Origin of the sequence: Aeromonas sp. DNP9, assembly GCF_001728955.1 — a bacterium.
Classification (GTDB): domain Bacteria; phylum Pseudomonadota; class Gammaproteobacteria; order Enterobacterales; family Aeromonadaceae; genus Aeromonas; species Aeromonas veronii.
The window spans coordinates 1-16,427 of sequence record NZ_LYSQ01000018.1 but is presented as its reverse complement, the minus strand read 5'-3'; the positions used below and the strand labels follow the sequence as shown (position 1 = coordinate 16,427).

Sequence of the window (16,427 nt, the reverse complement as noted above, 5' to 3'; positions counted from 1 at the left end):
CCCGTCCCGACCATGCCTGCGCTTTGGCAGACAGATAAAGAAACGGCGCCTTGATGGCGCCGTTTTTATTGGGTGGCAATCGCCTTAGCCGTTGGCCGGTACCGCGTGGGCGGTGTTGGCCAGCACCGGGCCGGTGTACTTCTCGATCTGCAGCTGGGCCATGTGGCCGCAGTTGCCCTGCGCCAGACTGGACGAGCCCTCGTCGAAGGTGAGGCAGTTGACGTTGCCGTTCTTGCAGATGCTACCCGCTTCGCCCGGCTTGGCCGGGTCATACCAGGCCCCTTCGCAGATCCGCACCACCCCTTGGCGCACATCCTCGGATAGCAGGGCGCCCACCAGGATCTGGCCGCGCTCGTTGAAGGCACGCACCAGATCCCCCTGGGCGATGCCACGAGCCTTGGCATCCAGCGGATGGATCATGATCGCCTCGCGGTCGGCGATGGCGAACTTGTCTCGCAGCGGGGTGTTGTCGAGTTGGGAGTGCAGCCGCTGGGTCGGGTGGGAGGTGTTGAGCGACAGCGGATAGCGCGCCGCCACCTCGCTCTTCACCCACTCCTTGGGCTCATACCACTTGGGATGGCCGGCGCAGTCGGCGTAACCCATCCCGGCTACTGTGTTGGAGAAGATCTCGATCTTGCCGGACGGGGTACCGAGCGGGTTGAGCAGCGGGTTCTCGCGAAAATCGGCGTGACGGATCCACTGGCGGTTGGCCTCGGGGATCGGGAAGCGGATGTAGTTGTTGGACTCCCAGAACATGTTGAACGGCGGCAGCGCGACCCGGGCACCGCGAGCCTGCGCCGCCATGCCGTCGTACATCTGTTTGAGCCACAGCATCTCGTCCTTCCCTTCTGTGTACTGCTCCTGCACGCCCAGCTTGGCGGCGATGGCGCTGAAGATGTCGAAGTCGTTGCGGGACTCGTGCTGGGGGGGCACGCACTGATGCATCGGGAACACATAGCGCTGGGAGTAGTCGCCGCCCATCTCCAGATCGTTGCGCTCATAGCTGGTGGTGACCGGCAGCACGATATCGGCGTGCTTGGCGGTGGCGGTCCAGTAAGGCTCGTGAACGATCACGGTCTGCGGTTTGCGCCACGCCTGCAGCAGGTTGTTGGTGTCCTGATGGTGGTGGAAGGGGTTGCCGCCCGCCACGTAGACCAGCTTGATGTCCGGATAGGTCACCTTGCGGCCGTTGAAGTCGATGGTCTTGCCCGGATTGGCGAGACAGTCGGCGATGCGGGCCACCGGGATTGGGGCCGGGCTGTTCTTCGGTGCGTTGCCGGCGGAGATACCGGCCAGAATGCCGCCCTTGGCGGTGGGGCTGCCACCGGAGGAGTAGTGGTAGCTGAAGCCGTAGCCGCCGCCCGGCAGGCCGATCTGGCCCAGCATGGAGGCCAGCGTCACCAGCATCCAGTTCGGCTGTTCGCCGTGCTGCTGACGCTGCATGCCCCAACCGGCCATGATCATGGTGCGCTTGGCGGCCATGTCGAGAGCCAGCTGGCGGATCACCTTGGCATCGACGCCGCAGACGCTGCTCGCCCATTCGGCGCTCTTCGGTTGGCCGTCATCCTTGCCGAGCAGGTAGTTCAGGAACTTGTCGAAGCCGACGGTGTAGCGATCGAGGAAGGCCTGATCGTGCTTCTTCTCGCTGTAGAGGGTGTGAGCCACACCCAGCATCATGGCCACGTCGGTGTAGGCGTTCGGGGCAATCCACTCGGCACCGACCAGCTTGGCGGTCTCGTTGTAGATGGGGTCGATGCTGATGACGCGGGTGCCCTTCTCTTTCAGCGCCATGAAGCCGGCCTGACCTTCGTGATCCGGCATGTTCCAGCTGTTCTTCAGGGTGACCTGGGCGTTGACCCCCCACAGCACCACCAGTTCGGCGTTCTCGACCACGTTGGGCCAGGCGGTCTGCTGCTCGTACACCTCGATGGAGCCCATCACGTGGGACATGATCACTTGGGCCGCACCGGTGGAGTAGTCACCGGCATAACCGGTGAAACCGCCGGAGAGGTTCATCAGGCGGTGCAGCAGGGTGCGGCTGTTGTGGAACATGCCGACACTCTTCCAGCCGTAGGAACCGGCGTGGATCGCCTGCGGACCGAAGTCACTCTGCACGCGCTGGATTTCACCGGCCACCAGTTCAATCACCTTGTCCCAGCTCACTCGTACCCACTCGTCTGCGCCGCGCAGTTCGGGTTTGGCGCCCGGGCCATGCTCCAGCCAGCTCTTGCGTACCATGGGGTACTTGATGCGGTTCTTGGCGTGCACCTGGAACGGCGCCATGTCGATGAGATCGTTCGGCGCCGGATCATCGGCTACCGGCTGGACGCGCACCATGAGGCCATCTTCGACGATCGCCTCGAAAGCACCCCAGTGGGCGCCGGTCAGAATGCCCTTCTGGGCGGGCACCAGGGTCGGGAACTGGCTCAATGCGGTGCTGATGGCTTGTGCCAGCGCACTCTTGGGAAAAATGCCGCCGAGCAGGGGCAGGGCTGCGCAGGCGCCGAGCCCCTTGAGCAGGTTGCGGCGGGACAGATTGGTCTTCTTGTCATTGAAAAAAGTCATAACGGTTATCCTCTGTGCCAGCCTTAGTGGGCCGCGCTCATGTCACTGGCGTGTTTCTGGACATACTGGGTCAACATGCGAGCCTGTTCCGGGGTCAGGGAGGTACGAGATTCCATCCCCTTGATGACGCCGATCCACTGGTTGGCATTGAAGTGATCCAGCGCGGTGAGGCCGTGGCAGCCGGTACAGTTGTTGGACATCAGGGTGGAGGCGTATTGCCACAACTTGCCCTGATCGCCGATGAGCTGGCTCTGGTCGACCCAGGCGGTCAGCTTGACCTGATGCCAGGTGAGGTTGGTGGCGCTGTCGGTTTCGCTCTGGCCGGTGACCAGCGCTTTCTTGGCGGCATCGCCGACCAGTACGCTAAGGATCCGTTTGCCCGGTGCGGCGTAGAATACTTCGCTCACACCATCCTGTTGCCAGCCTTCGATCTGCACCTTGGCGCGGCCATTTTCGTTGGCCAGCACTTCCACCTTGGTGGAGGGCATCAGGGTACCTTCGTCAGTCTTTGCGGCAGCATCGAGGAACAGCGGGGTGGTGGCGATGGCGTAACGGGTAGTAACGTTGGCCGGAGTCTGGGCCGCAGCCTGCGCCAGCTCGCTGGCACCGGCGGCAGCCAGGCCGCTCATGTCAGGCATGATGTGGGCGACACCACGGTGGCAGTCGATACAGGTCTGGCCTTCCTTGATGGCGACCGGGTGCTCGGCGCGGGCATTGGGGCGCTGGGCCAGAATGTCCATCGCCTCGTAGCTGTGGCAGCTACGGCAGGTAGCGGAGTCGTTGGCTTTCAGCTCGTCCCAGACGGACTGAGCCATCCGCAGCTTGTGGGCCTCGTATTTCTCAGGGGTGTCGAGCGTGCCGATCGCCTCGTGATAGATATCCTTCACGGCGCGGATCTTGGTCCACAGGTAGGAGGTGGGGTCGCCCGGGATGTGGCAGTCGGCGCACTCGGCGCGGATCCCCTTGGTGTTCTGGAAGTGGACACTGCCCTGATACTCGGCGAGCGGAGTCTGCATGGAGTGGCAGGAGACGCAGAATTCGGTGGAGCTGGTCTTGTGCAGCACGGTCACGGTGACACCCAGTGCCGCGACACCCAGCAGGGCCCCGAGCAGCAGGAGCCAGAACCAGGTTTTTCTTATCAGTTTTCCAATCATGGCGGCGTTTTCCTACGGTCAATAATTACCTACATAGTACTAGTCCAATAGTAGTAGTAATGATAGGGATAAGGCGTTGACCTCCATCATGGTTTATATTTTTGATTGTTGTCACATTTTGCCTTTTGTTTTGTTATTGACGGTTTTATCGAATTAAATTCAGTTGTTTTCTGTTTTATCTATTTTTGCACTTTCCGCGACAGCTGTTAGCCCCCTCGCAAAACCCCACAAGATTCGCTGATATAGTGAGCAGTAAGCCTCAACGGAGTGTCGCTGATGAGCCCTTTCTCACTGCTGTGTGTCGCCGCCAACGTGCAACTGCTGGCCGAATTCGAACAGGAGTTGGCTCCGCTGCTCGGCCATTTCGCGCTGGTGGTGGTGGTCGGTCAGGGGTCGGCTGAGCTGGCCCTGGACGAGCTGGATCGCAAGGGGCAGCCACCCGCCGTAGTGGTGTGTGACAGCGAGCTGGGGGATGGGCGAGGGGCCGATTTTCTGATCCGCCTCGGCAGCCGTCACGAGGCGTGCCGCAAGATCCTGCTGGGCAGCCAGCCGGAGATGAAATCGATCATCGAGGCGGTGAACCTCGGTCGTCTCGACTACTACCTGCAACGCCCCTGGCGCGATGGCAGCCTGCGCCGTGCGGTGATCGAGCAGGCCAGCCATTTTGTATTGCAGTGTCCCGAGGCGGACCTGCTGAGCTATGCCGCTGTGCTCGACAACCAGAAGCTGCTGCGAGCCCATGTCGATCGCCAGTTGGCTGCCTATCGGCAGGGCTTTATGGATTACACCCACTGCAGCGATGAAGAACTCTCCCGGGTGGTGATCGACGGCCTCTACCAGTTTTTCGAGGGCAATGACGAGGAGCGGGTCTGCCGCCACTACAGCCCGGGCCATGTGCTGACCCGCGAGGGGGAGCCCAACAGCTTCCTCTGGTTTATCGCCAAGGGGGAGGTGGTGCTGCGCAAGCGGGACGAGCAGGGGATCGATCAGGAGGTGGTGCACTACCGTACCGGCTCGCTGGTGGGGGGCATGTCCTTCGTGACCGGCGAACCCGCCTTCACCACCGGCGTGACCCTGACCGGTGCCGAGGTGATCAAGCTCGACAAGCTGCAATTCTCCCGGGTGATGCAGGCGCGCAGCGAACTGCTCCCCTCCTTTACCAACCTGCTGCTGCGCCACTTCAACCGTCGCCTGCAAAACAGCATCCGCACCGAGATGCGGCTGCAACAGACCCTCAACTCACTTGATGCCGCTCACGCCCAGCTGGTGGAGAGCGAAAAAATGGCGATGCTGGGTCAACTGGTGGCCGGTGTCGCCCACGAGCTGAACAACCCGGTGGCGGCCATTATCCGTGGCAGCGAGACCCTGCGGGCCGCCATCCCCGACCTGGTCAATCTCGAGCTGCCAGCAACCATCAAGGGGCTGGGCAACCAGACCCTATGTCAGGCGCTCTCCTCACAGCCGGTCTCGACCAGCGAGATCCGTGACAAGACCCGGCAGGCTGAGGGGCGCTTTGGTGATCGCCAGCAGGCGCGGCTGGCGGTGCAAATGAATCTGGATGACGAGCTGAACTGGCAGCGCTGGTTTGCCAGCCGCACTGCCGACGAGCGGGAGGCGCTGCTCGCCCGGCTGGAGCTGTTCCAGCAGACCGGCAGCTTCCTGCGCAATATCGAAGTGTGTGCCCGTCGCATCGGCGATCTGGTCAAGAGCCTCAAGCAGTATGCCCGGCAGGACAGGGACGAGCCCTCGCTGGTTGACCTGCACGAGGGGTTGGAAGATACCCTGATGATTTTCGAAAACCGCCTCAAGCATCATGAGCTCTGCAAGGAGTACCAGCCGTTGCCGCTGGTGCGCTGTCACCCCATCGCCTTGCAACAGGTGTGGACCAACCTGATCGCCAACAGTCTGGATGCCATGAGCGGCCCGGGGCGACTCACCATTCGCACCGGGTTGCTGGATCCCGAGTGGGTCATGGTTGAGATCGAGGATAGCGGTTGCGGCATCGAGCCCGAGCTGTGGCAGCGGATCTTCGATCTCAACTTCACCACCAAGCGGGAGGGACATTTCGGCCTCGGGATTGGTCTGAGCGTTTCGTTGCAGATAGTTCAGCAGCACCACGGCCGGATCGAGGTGGCCTCCGAACCGGGCCGTTACACCCGGATGCGGGTCTGTCTGCCGCTGGACGGCATGGGGCAGGCCGGTTACGGGGGCGAACCTCATCACAACAAGGAGCATGCGGCCTGAGCCGTCGCCAGCATCAATCGCGCGGCGTGCCAAACCATGTCGCCAAGGAGGAGCAATGAACAAACACTATCTGATCCTGTGTGTGGACGATGAGCGGGAGGTGCTGGATGCGGTGATCCACGATCTCGCCCCGTTCCGTTCCCACTTCGAACTGGAAGCCGCCGAGAGCGTCGATGAGGCGCGTGCGGTGGTGGAGGAGTGGGAGAGCGACGGCAACAAGCTGGCGCTGATCCTCTGTGACCACATCATGCCGGGAACCCTGGGGGTCGATTTTCTGGTGGAGCTGAACCGGCGTGCCACCACCCGCGCCAGCCGCAAATTGCTGCTGACCGGACAAGCGGGGCTGGAGGCCACCGTCGAAGCGGTCAATCGCGGCGGGTTGCACTACTACCTCGCCAAGCCGTGGAAGCTGGAGACCCTGCAAGAGGCGGTGCGCGAACAGCTGACCGACTACCTGCTGGCGGAAGATGGCGAAAATGCCTTCCACTATGCCCCCGTGCTCAATCAGGCGCGGCTGTTTGCCGCCATTCACGACAATCCGTTCGACGAATAGTCGCGGTTGGGCTTTATTGGTGGGCGCTGTATACTGTCTGCATATACAGTGTTTCAGGTAGTCACCGATGCGACTCTTCATCGCCGAGAAGCCCACTCTGGGGCGTGCCATTGCCGATGCCCTGCCCAAGCCCCACAAGAAGGGCGACGGTTTTATCGAGACCGCCCAGGGGGATGTGGTCACTTGGTGTATCGGCCATCTGCTGGAGCAGGCCGAGCCCGATGCCTATGACGCCGCCTTCAAGCAGTGGCGGATGGAGCATCTCCCCATCGTCCCCGCCCAGTGGCAGCTGGTGGCCAAGCCCAAGACCAAAACCCAGCTCACCGTCATCAAGCGGCTGATCAAGCAGGCCGACTGCGTGGTCAACGCCGGTGACCCGGACCGGGAAGGGCAACTGCTGGTGGACGAGGTGATCGACTTTCTCGGCTACCCGAAAACCAAGCCGGTGCAGCGTTGCCTCATCAGCGATCTCAACCCACCCGCGGTGCGCCGCGCCCTAGACAAGCTCAGAGACAACAAGGAGTTCGTACCGCTGGCGGTCTCGGCGCTGGCCCGCAGTCGGGCCGACTGGCTCTACGGCATCAACATGACCCGCGCCTACACCCTGCTCGGGCGCAAGGCAGGTTGTAGCGAACTGCTCTCGGTCGGTCGGGTGCAGACCCCGCTGCTGGGGCTGGTGGTGCGGCGGGATCTCGAGATCGAGGGCTTTGTACCCAAACCCTTCTACGAGGTGCTGGCCCATCTGCTGACCGATGGCAACGAGCGCTTCACCGCCAAGTGGCTGCCATCGGAAGCCTGTCTGCCGTGGCAGGATGAGGAGGGGCGAGTGCTCAACCGGGCGCTGGCCGACAAGGTGGTGAGCCGGATCAACGGCCAGCCCGCTCAGGTCGAATCGGTGGAGGAGCAGGCCCGCAAGCAGGCGGCGCCGCTGCCTTACAACCTCTCCAGCCTGCAGATCGATGCCGCCAAGCGGTTCGGCATGGATGCCAAGCGGGTGCTAGATATCTGCCAGAGCCTCTACGAGCGCCACAAGCTCATCACCTATCCGCGCTCTGACAGCCGCTATCTGCCGACCGATCACTTCAAGCGGGCCGAGCAGGTGCGCGGCGCCATCGCCGCCACGGCGCCTGTGCTGGCCAGGGCGGTTGCCGAGGCGGACGGCAAGCTCCGCAGCAAGGCGTGGAACGACAGCAAGGTGGATGCCCACCACGCCATCATCCCCACCGAGAAGCAGGGCAATCCCGCCACGCTGGGGGCCGATGAGGCGAAGCTCTATGGCCTGATTGCCCGCCAGTACCTGCTGCAGTTCTATCCCCCGTTCGAATACAACGATAGCAAGGTGCTGCTGCGCATCGCCGGTGGCCTGTTTCAGGCCAAGGCGCGGCGCATCCTTAAGGCAGGCTGGAAGGCGCTGCTCGGGGTGGAGGAGGATGACGACGAAGAGAAGGCGGGCACGCTACCTGCACTGAAGGAGGGAGAGCAACTGCTGTGTGAGCGGGGCGAACTGCTGGAGAAGATGACCCAGCCACCCAAGTCGTTCACCGATGCCACCCTGCTGGCGGCCATGACCGGCATCGCCCGCTATGTGCAGGATCCCGAGATCCGCAAGACCCTGCGCGACACCGATGGTCTCGGCACAGAAGCGACCCGGGCCGGTATCATTGACCTGCTGTTCAAGCGCCGCTTTCTGGTGCGTCAGGGCAAGAGCATCAAGGCGACCCCGACCGGACGGGCGCTGGTGCAGGCGTTGCCAGCCACCGCCACCACGCCGGATATGACGGCGCTGTGGGAGCAGAGCCTCGGCCAGATCGCCGAGCGTCACGGCAGCTATCAGCAGTTTATGGGGCCGCTCACCGAGCAGCTCAACGGTCTGATCGAGGGGGCGCGGCAGGACTCCGGCGCCAGCTTCAGCGCCCTGCCCAAGGAGGCGCCGGGTGCCGGCAAGCGGCGTTTTACCAGGCGCAAGAGTCCGGCGGCCAGCACGACTGGCGGACCCCGACCGCGCAAGACGACCAGCAAGCGCCAGACCAGGGCTGCATAACGAAAAAAGGCGCCCATCCCGGGCGCCAAAGGCATTGTTGTCAGGCTGCCTGAGTGGACAAGCTGGCACGGATCCTGTGCTGGTAGTGCAGAACCACACCGAGAAACACCAGATCCTTGAACAGGAAGAACTCGGTGACTGGCACGCCATCAACCACTTTCCAGACACCTGTCAGGGTCAGCAGGAAGCTCAGCGTCGCCAGGAAGGTGACGATAGCCCCCATGCTGCACCAGTAACCGATGCGAGGTTGCCACAGACCCACGACCAGCCCGATGGCGATCACTATCTCGACCACCCCGATCAGGTTCGATACGCTCTGTTCCGACAGGGGGCCATAGAGCCAGCTCATCAAGGGGTGGCTGGCTACCAGTGGTTTGATGGCGGCTGCCTCTGTCGGGGTAAACTTGAAGACGCCGATCCAGAGCAGGGTCAATACCACGCCCGCCAGGGCGACCAGAAAGCCTTTGTCATGTTGCTGCATGGGGGGGCTCCTTGTTTAAGGGGTCAGAGTGACGGGCGGGAAGTCGATCTCGGTCGCCGCCAGGTGGTTGCCATAGTTGGTCAGGGTATTGACCACCACCTGGCCGAGCACCTCCAGCAGCAGCTCGTCGTCTATGCCTGCATCGCGGGCGCTAGCCAGTTGCTCGTCACTGATGACCCCGCGCTGGCTGACCAGCGCTGTTGCCAGTTGCAGCAGGGCGTGATCGAGGGGAGCCGAGGCTTGGCCGAGTCGGGCTGCGCGGATCTCCTGGGCCGAGAATCCGGCCTTGCCCGCCAGCAGTGTGTGGACAGAGAGGCAGTATTGGCAGGCGTTGGCTTGGCCTATAGCCAGTGCCAGCAACTCCCGTTGTGGGGCAGTGAGGCGCCCCTTGCCAAGCGCCTCGGCAAAGCCCAGGAAGCCATTGAGCAGGGCTGGCGAGTGGGCCAGGGTGGCGTAGAGGTTGGGTACCATGCCCAGATTGCGTTGCAGGGTGGTCAGGGTCTGGGCGGCAGCTGGTTGCGGCTGGGATACGGGTTGGATACGGCTCATGATCTTCTCCTGTGGTAGTGAAGGTACGGGAGACAGTGTGCCGTCATTTGTGATACGGTTTATCACCAAATGTCTTTAAATTGATACTATTCGTCTCAAATATGGATCCGCTCTCTGCCCTGTTGGTTCATGCCACCCCCGAAGCGAAGATCTTCTTCGCTGGCACCCTGTGCCAGAACTCCACCAGTGATGATTATCAGGGCGGCGGGCATCTCCATCTGCTGCGTAGTGGTGCCGTGATGCTGCGTGAAGAGGGGGGCGCCAGCTTGCTGCTCGAAGAGCCGACCCTGATCCTGTTTCCACGGGGGCATCGTCACAGGCTTGAGCCCAGAAAGCTGGGGGGTTGTGATTTGGTGTGTGCCAATGTCGCCTTCGGCAAGGGGGGAGCATCGCCTTTGCAACTGGCATTACCAGGCTCGCTGGTGTTGCCGCTAAGGGAGTTGCCTGCCCTGACGCCAGTGCTGAACCAGTTGTTTGACGAGGCATTTCACCCCCGCTACGGGCAGGATCCGCTGATCTCTCGCTTGCTTGAGGTGCTGTTGATCCTGTTGCTGCGTCATCTGGTCGAACAGGGGATGTGCCAGCAGGGGATGCTGGCGGGCATTTCCGATCCCCAGTTGGCCAAGGCGATCTCGGTGATGCATCAGCGTGGGGATGAACCCTGGACGGTGGCCACGCTGGCGCGGGAGGCCGGCATGTCGCGAGCCCGCTTTGCCGCGAGGTTTCAGGAGCGGGTTGGTCAAGCGCCGCTTGGTTATCTGACCCACTGGCGCATGGCCCGAGCCTGCCAGCAACTGCTGGCGGGGGAGCCCATGGTACAGGTGGCGCTGGGGGCGGGGTACAGCAGCAGTGTCGCCTTTGGTCGGGCATTCGAGCGGGAGCTGGGGGTGAGCCCGGGGCGCTGGCTCAAGGCGCAGCAACAAGCCGAATAAAAAAACGGGGCAGCCAGTGGCTGCCCCGTGTTCATGGCTGGTCAGCCGGTATAGACGTTCTCTTCCGGATAACGGATGCGGGTCTCGACCGGGCGGGCCAGCATAAAGGCCAGGGTGAGGGGGCCGAGACGGCCGCAGATCATCACCAGCACCAGGATCAGCTTGCCCGGCTCGCTCAGGGAGGCGGTGATGCCGGTGGAGAGGCCGACGGTGGCAAATGCCGAGATGGTCTCGAACATGATTTTGTCGAACGGCAGATCCTCGGTCACCATCAGCAGGAACATCGCCAGCATCAGCACCATGGTGCTGACGATGATGATGGCCAGCGAGCGGGTCACGATCTGGGGCGACAGGGTGCGGCCAAAAGCGGTGACATGGGGCCGTTTAGTCAGAAACGCCTTGGTCGCCAGCAGCACCACTGCGAAGGTGGTGACTTTGATACCGCCACCGGTCGAGGTGGCACCGGCACCGATAAACATCAACATCATCAGGAACAGCAACGCCGCCGGGGTCATCAGCCCGATATCTATGGTATTGAAACCGGCGGTACGGGCACTGGCAGACTGGAAGAAGGCAGCCAGCAGCTGGCCACCGATACCGGCCTTGCCGAGGGTGCCCGGGTTGTTGTGTTCCAGCAGCCAGAACATCAGGGTACCGGCCAGCAGCAGCGCCGGGGTCATCAGCAACATCAGCTTGCTGTGCAGCTTCAGCTTGCGCCAGCGGCGGTTGCGCACCAGATCGACGATGACGGTAAAGCCGATCCCCCCCAGGATCAGCAGGCCGGCGATGGTCAGGCTGATGATGGGGTCGTCCCTATAGTCGATGAGGTTGTTGGCAAACAGCGAAAACCCTGCGTTGTTGAAGGCCGAGACCGCGTGGAAGAAGCTGACATAGAGGCCGTGCACCCAACCCATCTCCGGCACCCAGCGGATCGCCATGATGCCGGTGCCGATCAGTTGGGCAATAAAGGCGAACAGCACGATCCGTTTGACCAGCTGAATGATGTTGACCGAGCCCTCTTGTCCCAGCGCCTCCTTGGCCAGCACTTGCTGGCGCAGACCGACCCGCTTGCTGAAGATGGCGATCAGCAGCAGGGTCATGGTCATCTGGCCCAGACCGCCGATCTCCATCAGCATCAGCAGGAAAATCTGCCCCTGCAGGGTGAAGGCGGTGCCGGTATCCACCACGCCAAGACCTGTCACGCTGATGGCCGAGGTGGCGGTAAACAGGGCGTTGACGAAGGTAACCTCGCCATTGTGGCTGGAGGGTTGCACCAGAAAGATGGTGCCAATCAGCAGAATGATCAGAAAGCTGCCGAGGATCAGCCGGGCTTCGCTCCAGCGAGAGTCCTGCTCCCGATGGAGGGCGAAGGCGTAGCTGCTGCGCCAGTTGATCATAGGGTTTCGAGCCAGTGGTCGATGGCGTGCTTGTTGCCCGCCAGGATCAGGATGTCGCCCAGTTGCAGCTCCATTTTGCCGGTCAGCACATTGTGCAGGGTTTCGCCACGCTTGATGGCGAGCAGCTGGAAGTCGCTCTGTTGCAACAGGTGGAAGTCGCCGAGGGCCTTGCCGTTCAATTGCAGGCCGATGACGAATTCGGTCAGCACCATGTCATGGCCCAGCTCCAGATAGTCGAACAGCCGGTTGTCCAGCATGCTCTGGGCGACCCGGCGGCCCATATCCCACTCCGGGTTGATTACCTTGTCGGCGCCCACTTTCTGAAGGATCTTGGCGTGGAATTTGTCGCGCGCCTTGACCCACACCTTCTTCACGCCCGCCTCTTTCAAGACAAGAGTAGTGAGGATGCTGGTCTCCAGGTTGTCACCGATGGCAACGAAGACAATATCGAAATTGGCCAGTCCCAGCTCGGCAACGGTGGCCTCGTCGGTGGCATCTGCCACGATAACGTGATTGCAGAGGGCGGCGATTTGCCGGGTCTTGCTCTCGTCGATATCGATGGCCAGCACCTCGGCATCTTGCTGTTGCAGCTCTTCGCACAGCGCACTGCCAAACAGGCCCAGACCGATGACGGCAAACTGGTTGTTCATGAGTTTTTCCTCAACAGTTGGAGTCGCCTACTGTAAACCACTGTTATTCGAACGAAAAGGGTTCGGGTTTTTCGTCATGGGGTAACTTGAGGTAGACTGCGCCCTTGCACCAAGCCGGGATAGACCGATGAAACTGAATGCCAACGCCTCCTTGTTGAAGCTCAACACCCTTGCCCTCGATGCGTATTGCCTCTGGCTGGCCGAGGTAGAGCAGATTGCCGATCTGGCGACCCTGCGTGCCGATCCGCAACTCAACCAGTTGCCTCGCCTCAATCTGGGTGGCGGCAGCAACATGCTCTTCACCACGGATTTTCTCGGTCTGGTGGTGCTCAACCGGCTCAAAGGGATTGCCGCTGAAGATGGTGGCGATCACTGGTTGCTCCATGTGGCGGCGGGTGAAGATTGGCATCAGCTGGTGCGCCATACCTTGCAACAGGGCTGGTTCGGGTTGGAGAATCTGGCGCTCATTCCCGGTACGGTCGGTGCAGCGCCGGTGCAGAACATCGGTGCGTATGGCGTTGAGCTGGCCGACTTCTGCGCCTATGTCGAGGCTTTCAACTGGCAGAGTGGCGAGATTGAACGGATCGCGGCGGCAGAGTGCCGCTTCGGTTATCGCGACAGTATCTTCAAACACGAGTATCAGGATTCCCACCTGATCACCGCCGTCGGGCTCAAACTGCCCAAGGCGTGGCAACCGGTGCTGGGCTATGGCCCGCTGGCGGCGCTCGGTGACGCGCCTTCGGCGCAGGCCATCTTCGATACCGTCTGTGCCACCCGCATGGCCAAGCTGCCGGATCCCGCCGTACTCGGCAATGCCGGCAGCTTCTTCAAAAATCCGGTGGTGCCTGCCGCGCTGGCGGAGTCGCTCAAGTCGCGCTATCCGCAGATGCCCTGCTATCCGGCTGGAGAAGGGCAGGCCAAGCTGGCGGCGGGCTGGCTCATCGATCAGTGCGGTCTGAAAGGTTTCGCCATTGGCCGTGCTGCTGTTCATCAGGAGCAGGCGCTGGTGCTGGTCAATCTGGGGGGCGCCAGTGCCATGGAGCTGATCGCGCTGGCGGCTCATGTCCGTGACAGCGTGGAGCAGACGTTTGGCGTGGTGCTGGAGCACGAGGTGCGTTTTATGGGTGCGCACGGTGAAACCTGGCTCGACGAGGTGCTCTCATGACCCTTACTCCCATCAGACAGACTCTGATCACTCTGCTTAGCGACGGCCAGTTTCACTCCGGCGAACAGCTGGGTGAGCAGCTCGGCATCAGCCGGGCTGCGGTAAGCAAACACATGGCGGCGCTCAAGGAGCTGGGGCTGGATCTCTTTAGCCTGACCGGCAAAGGCTACCGGTTGGCGGTACCGATGGCGCTCTATGATCAGGCTACCTTGCAGGTACTGGCCCCGATGGCGCCGGTGCACTGTTTTCCGGTCATCGGCTCGACCAACCAACACCTGCTGGATCGGGTCAATGAGCTGCGCTCCGGCGAGAGTTGTCTGGCCGAGTGTCAGACCGCCGGGCGCGGTCGTCGTGGCAAACCCTGGATTTCTCCGTTTGGTTGCCAGCTGATCCTCAGCATGTACTGGCGACTCGAACAAGGCATGGCGGCGGCCATGGGGCTCAGTCTGGCGGTCGGCGTGGCAGTGGTTGAAGCGCTGGAGTCCCTTGGTTATCAGGGGGTCGAGCTCAAGTGGCCGAACGACCTCTACTATCAGGGCCGCAAGCTGGCGGGCATTCTGGTTGAGATGAGCGGTAGTGCCGGGGCCAGTTGCCATCTGGTGATCGGCATCGGCCTCAATCTGGCGATGCCTGCCCGCGAAGGTGAGAAGATTGATCAGGCCTGGGCTGAGCTGCGCCACATCAATCCCGAGCTGGTGGATCGCAATCAGCTGGCAGCCCGGATGATCGTCCATCTGCAGCGGGCGCTGCACACCTTTGAGCAACAGGGGCTGGCAAGCTTTGTCGATGAGTGGAACCGGCTCGATCACTTTGCCGGTCGCCCGGTGCGCTTGTTGATGGGTGATCAGGAGATCCGCGGCATCGCTCGTGGTATCGACGATCGCGGCGCCCTGCGACTGGAGACAGGCGAAGGGATCAAATTCTATCTGGGGGGCGAGCTCTCCCTGCGCCGGGGCGACTGAGTGTCAGCAAGGCCGCTCATGATGCCAAACAGAAGAGGGGCCCGCGGGCCCCCTCTTCGTTATCCGGCAACGGCAGTCATCATTTGCGCAGCTTGATCTGCTCGATGGCGTGCTCATGGCCCTTGGTCATGATCAGGTTGGCACGCTCACGCGTTGGCAGGATATTTTCCTGCAAATTCAGATAGTTGATATCTTGCCAGATGTTGCTGGCGATCTGGGTCGCCTCACTCTCCGCCAGCTTGGCGTAGTTATGGAAGTAGGAGTCGGGATCCGAGAAGGCGCCGCTGCGGAATTTCAGGAAGCGTTCGATATACCAGGTACGCAGCAGTTCGGCATCGGCATCCACATAGATGGAGAAGTCGACGAAGTCCGACACAAAGACCCGATGGGGCTCCTGAGGGTAGTCCATGCCGCTTTGCAGCACATTGAGCCCTTCCAGGATCAGAATGTCCGGCTGCTCCACCACCTTCTTCTCATCGGGAATGATGTCGTAGATAAGGTGGGAGTAAACCGGCGCTTCGACCTTCTCGTGACCTGCGCGGATATTGGCGACAAACTCCACCAGATGGCGGATGTCGTAGGATTCCGGGAACCCTTTGCGGCGCATCAGGCCGCGCTCTTCCAGTACCTTGTTGGGATAGAGGAAGCCGTCGGTGGTGACCAGCTCCACCCGCGGGTGTTCCGGCCAGCGCTCCAGCAGGGCCTGCAGAATACGGGCCGTGGTGCTTTTGCCCCCGGCCACACTGCCGGCAATGCTGATGATGTAGGTGCCCTTGCCGCGGGACTGGCCGAGAAACTGCTCCAGCACCCGGCTGCGACGCTGTTTGGCTTTGACATAGAGATTGAGCAGGCGGGAGAGAGGCAGATATATCTCTTCCACTTCCCGCAATGACACCTTCTCGTTGATCCCGCGCAGGGTCTGCAGATCGTGTTCGGTCAAGGTCAGGGGGACCGAATCGCGCAATAACGCCCATTGTTCGCGGGTGAATTGCAGATAGGGGTTATGCTCTGTCGTCATGGTGTCATCACTGTTTCTTGGGCACGGCGACCATACACCAAGGGTGGGGGAGCGACAAGGGACGCAGCAGGATTGGCTTGTTTGCCCCCGCTTTTTTGCAAACTTCCCAGCAATAAAGCATATTTTGCCGGGTTCAATGGTTGCATCCCCCAAAACCTTACAATAAAATGCGCGACGCTTGACTGTCTGTCGTCTATTTGCCGTGCAAAAGCGATAAACACAACGGGTGCAAGCAGAATTACCGTTGTGACAATCTGGCGTCTGGAGGGGTTCCCGAGCGGCCAAAGGGATCAGACTGTAAATCTGACGGCTCTGCCTTCGAAGGTTCGAATCCTTCTCCCTCCACCATATTTCTCTGCGGTTTGAGTTCTTTGGGTTAGAGAAATGCGGGCATCGTATAATGGCTATTACCTCAGCCTTCCAAGCTGATGATGCGGGTTCGATTCCCGCTGCCCGCTCCAAGATGCTGATATGGCTCAGGCGTTAGCAGAGCCGCACCCTAGGGTGAGTTCGGCAAGCGAACCAGCCATCAGTACCTCTCTCTTTCCCACCAGATTCAAATCCATCATATAAACTGTTCTGTGGTTAGCTTGCCACCGCGTACTCAGCGTTAGTTTAGAGGGACGATCATGTCTAAAGAAAAATTTGAGCGTAATAAACCGCACGTTAACGTGGGTACCATCGGCCACGTTGACCACGGTAAAACCACCCTGACC

Annotated in this window: 14 protein-coding genes and 2 tRNA genes; 9 read left to right on the top strand and 7 right to left on the bottom strand. The window is 61.4% G+C overall.

Translation table 11 applies throughout. The features are described 5' to 3' along the window. Positions 1–84: 84 nt before the first annotated feature. The gene (gene torA / locus A9G06_RS13375) at positions 85–2,565 is read right to left on the bottom strand and encodes a trimethylamine-N-oxide reductase TorA (RefSeq protein WP_069555552.1); all 2,481 of its coding nucleotides are present in this window, start codon (positions 2,563–2,565) and stop codon (positions 85–87) included. A 23-nt stretch (positions 2,566–2,588) separates the two neighbouring features. After that, positions 2,589–3,719 carry a NapC/NirT family cytochrome c gene (locus A9G06_RS13370; protein ID WP_005339847.1) on the bottom strand — a complete coding sequence of 377 codons (1,131 nt, stop codon included), beginning with the start codon at positions 3,717–3,719 and terminating at the stop codon, positions 2,589–2,591. 276 nt (positions 3,720–3,995) lie between these two features. On the opposite strand from A9G06_RS13370, the gene A9G06_RS13365 reads away from it, so the two are divergent. From A9G06_RS13365 to A9G06_RS13355, 3 genes are all read left to right on the top strand, one after another. After that, complete coding sequence (locus A9G06_RS13365; RefSeq protein WP_069555551.1) at positions 3,996–5,963, top strand: ATP-binding protein; 1,968 nt, start codon at positions 3,996–3,998, stop codon at positions 5,961–5,963. 55 nt (positions 5,964–6,018) lie between these two features. After that, positions 6,019–6,516 (top strand): response regulator, encoded by a 498-nt coding sequence (locus A9G06_RS13360; protein ID WP_069555550.1) that lies wholly within the window; start codon positions 6,019–6,021, stop codon positions 6,514–6,516. 67 nt (positions 6,517–6,583) lie between these two features. After that, positions 6,584–8,557, top strand: coding sequence for a DNA topoisomerase III (locus A9G06_RS13355; protein ID WP_069555549.1), 1,974 nt, complete (start codon positions 6,584–6,586; stop codon positions 8,555–8,557). Positions 8,558–8,597: 40 nt separating this feature from the next. Here A9G06_RS13355 and A9G06_RS13350 read toward each other — a convergent pair whose 3' ends face one another. Then, positions 8,598–9,038 carry a DUF417 family protein gene (locus tag A9G06_RS13350; RefSeq protein ID WP_005341854.1) on the bottom strand — a complete coding sequence of 147 codons (441 nt, stop codon included), beginning with the start codon at positions 9,036–9,038 and terminating at the stop codon, positions 8,598–8,600. 15 nt (positions 9,039–9,053) lie between these two features. Beyond that, the gene (locus A9G06_RS13345) at positions 9,054–9,587 is read right to left on the bottom strand and encodes a carboxymuconolactone decarboxylase family protein (protein WP_069555548.1); all 534 of its coding nucleotides are present in this window, start codon (positions 9,585–9,587) and stop codon (positions 9,054–9,056) included. A gap of 101 nt (positions 9,588–9,688) precedes the next feature. On the opposite strand from A9G06_RS13345, the gene A9G06_RS13340 reads away from it, so the two are divergent. Continuing rightward, a complete protein-coding gene (locus A9G06_RS13340; protein WP_069555547.1) occupies positions 9,689–10,519 on the top strand; it encodes an AraC family transcriptional regulator in 831 nt (276 codons plus the stop codon). 41 nt (positions 10,520–10,560) lie between these two features. On the opposite strand, the gene A9G06_RS13335 is transcribed toward A9G06_RS13340, so the two are convergent. Together A9G06_RS13335 and A9G06_RS13330 are read right to left on the bottom strand one after the other, a co-directional pair. Next, a complete protein-coding gene (locus A9G06_RS13335; RefSeq protein ID WP_005341850.1) occupies positions 10,561–11,916 on the bottom strand; it encodes a TrkH family potassium uptake protein in 1,356 nt (451 codons plus the stop codon). Further along, entirely contained in the window at positions 11,913–12,566 is a 654-nt protein-coding gene (locus A9G06_RS13330) for a TrkA family potassium uptake protein (RefSeq protein ID WP_069555546.1), read from the bottom strand. The genes A9G06_RS13335 and A9G06_RS13330 overlap by 4 nt, the downstream gene beginning before the upstream one ends. A gap of 127 nt (positions 12,567–12,693) precedes the next feature. Here A9G06_RS13330 and murB point away from each other — a divergent pair, with 127 nt between their 5' ends. After that, the gene (murB, locus tag A9G06_RS13325) at positions 12,694–13,731 is read left to right on the top strand and encodes a UDP-N-acetylmuramate dehydrogenase (protein ID WP_069555545.1); all 1,038 of its coding nucleotides are present in this window, start codon (positions 12,694–12,696) and stop codon (positions 13,729–13,731) included. Continuing rightward, the gene (gene birA, locus A9G06_RS13320) at positions 13,728–14,693 is read left to right on the top strand and encodes a bifunctional biotin--[acetyl-CoA-carboxylase] ligase/biotin operon repressor BirA (protein ID WP_069555544.1); all 966 of its coding nucleotides are present in this window, start codon (positions 13,728–13,730) and stop codon (positions 14,691–14,693) included. The genes murB and birA overlap by 4 nt, the downstream gene beginning before the upstream one ends. 79 nt (positions 14,694–14,772) lie before the next feature. Here the strand turns inward: birA and coaA are convergent, their stop codons facing one another. Beyond that, positions 14,773–15,711 carry a type I pantothenate kinase gene (gene coaA, locus A9G06_RS13315; protein ID WP_005339877.1) on the bottom strand — a complete coding sequence of 313 codons (939 nt, stop codon included), beginning with the start codon at positions 15,709–15,711 and terminating at the stop codon, positions 14,773–14,775. Between the two features lie 263 nt (positions 15,712–15,974). Between coaA and A9G06_RS13310 the strand changes: the two genes are divergently transcribed. From A9G06_RS13310 to A9G06_RS21970, 3 genes are all read left to right on the top strand, one after another. Next, positions 15,975–16,059, top strand: a tRNA-Tyr gene (locus tag A9G06_RS13310). Between the two features lie 38 nt (positions 16,060–16,097). After that, a tRNA-Gly gene (locus tag A9G06_RS13305) sits at positions 16,098–16,172 on the top strand. Positions 16,173–16,340: 168 nt separating this feature from the next. Next, on the top strand, positions 16,341–16,427 hold an 87-nt coding region (locus A9G06_RS21970), incomplete at its 3' end, for a GTP-binding protein (RefSeq protein WP_201796737.1).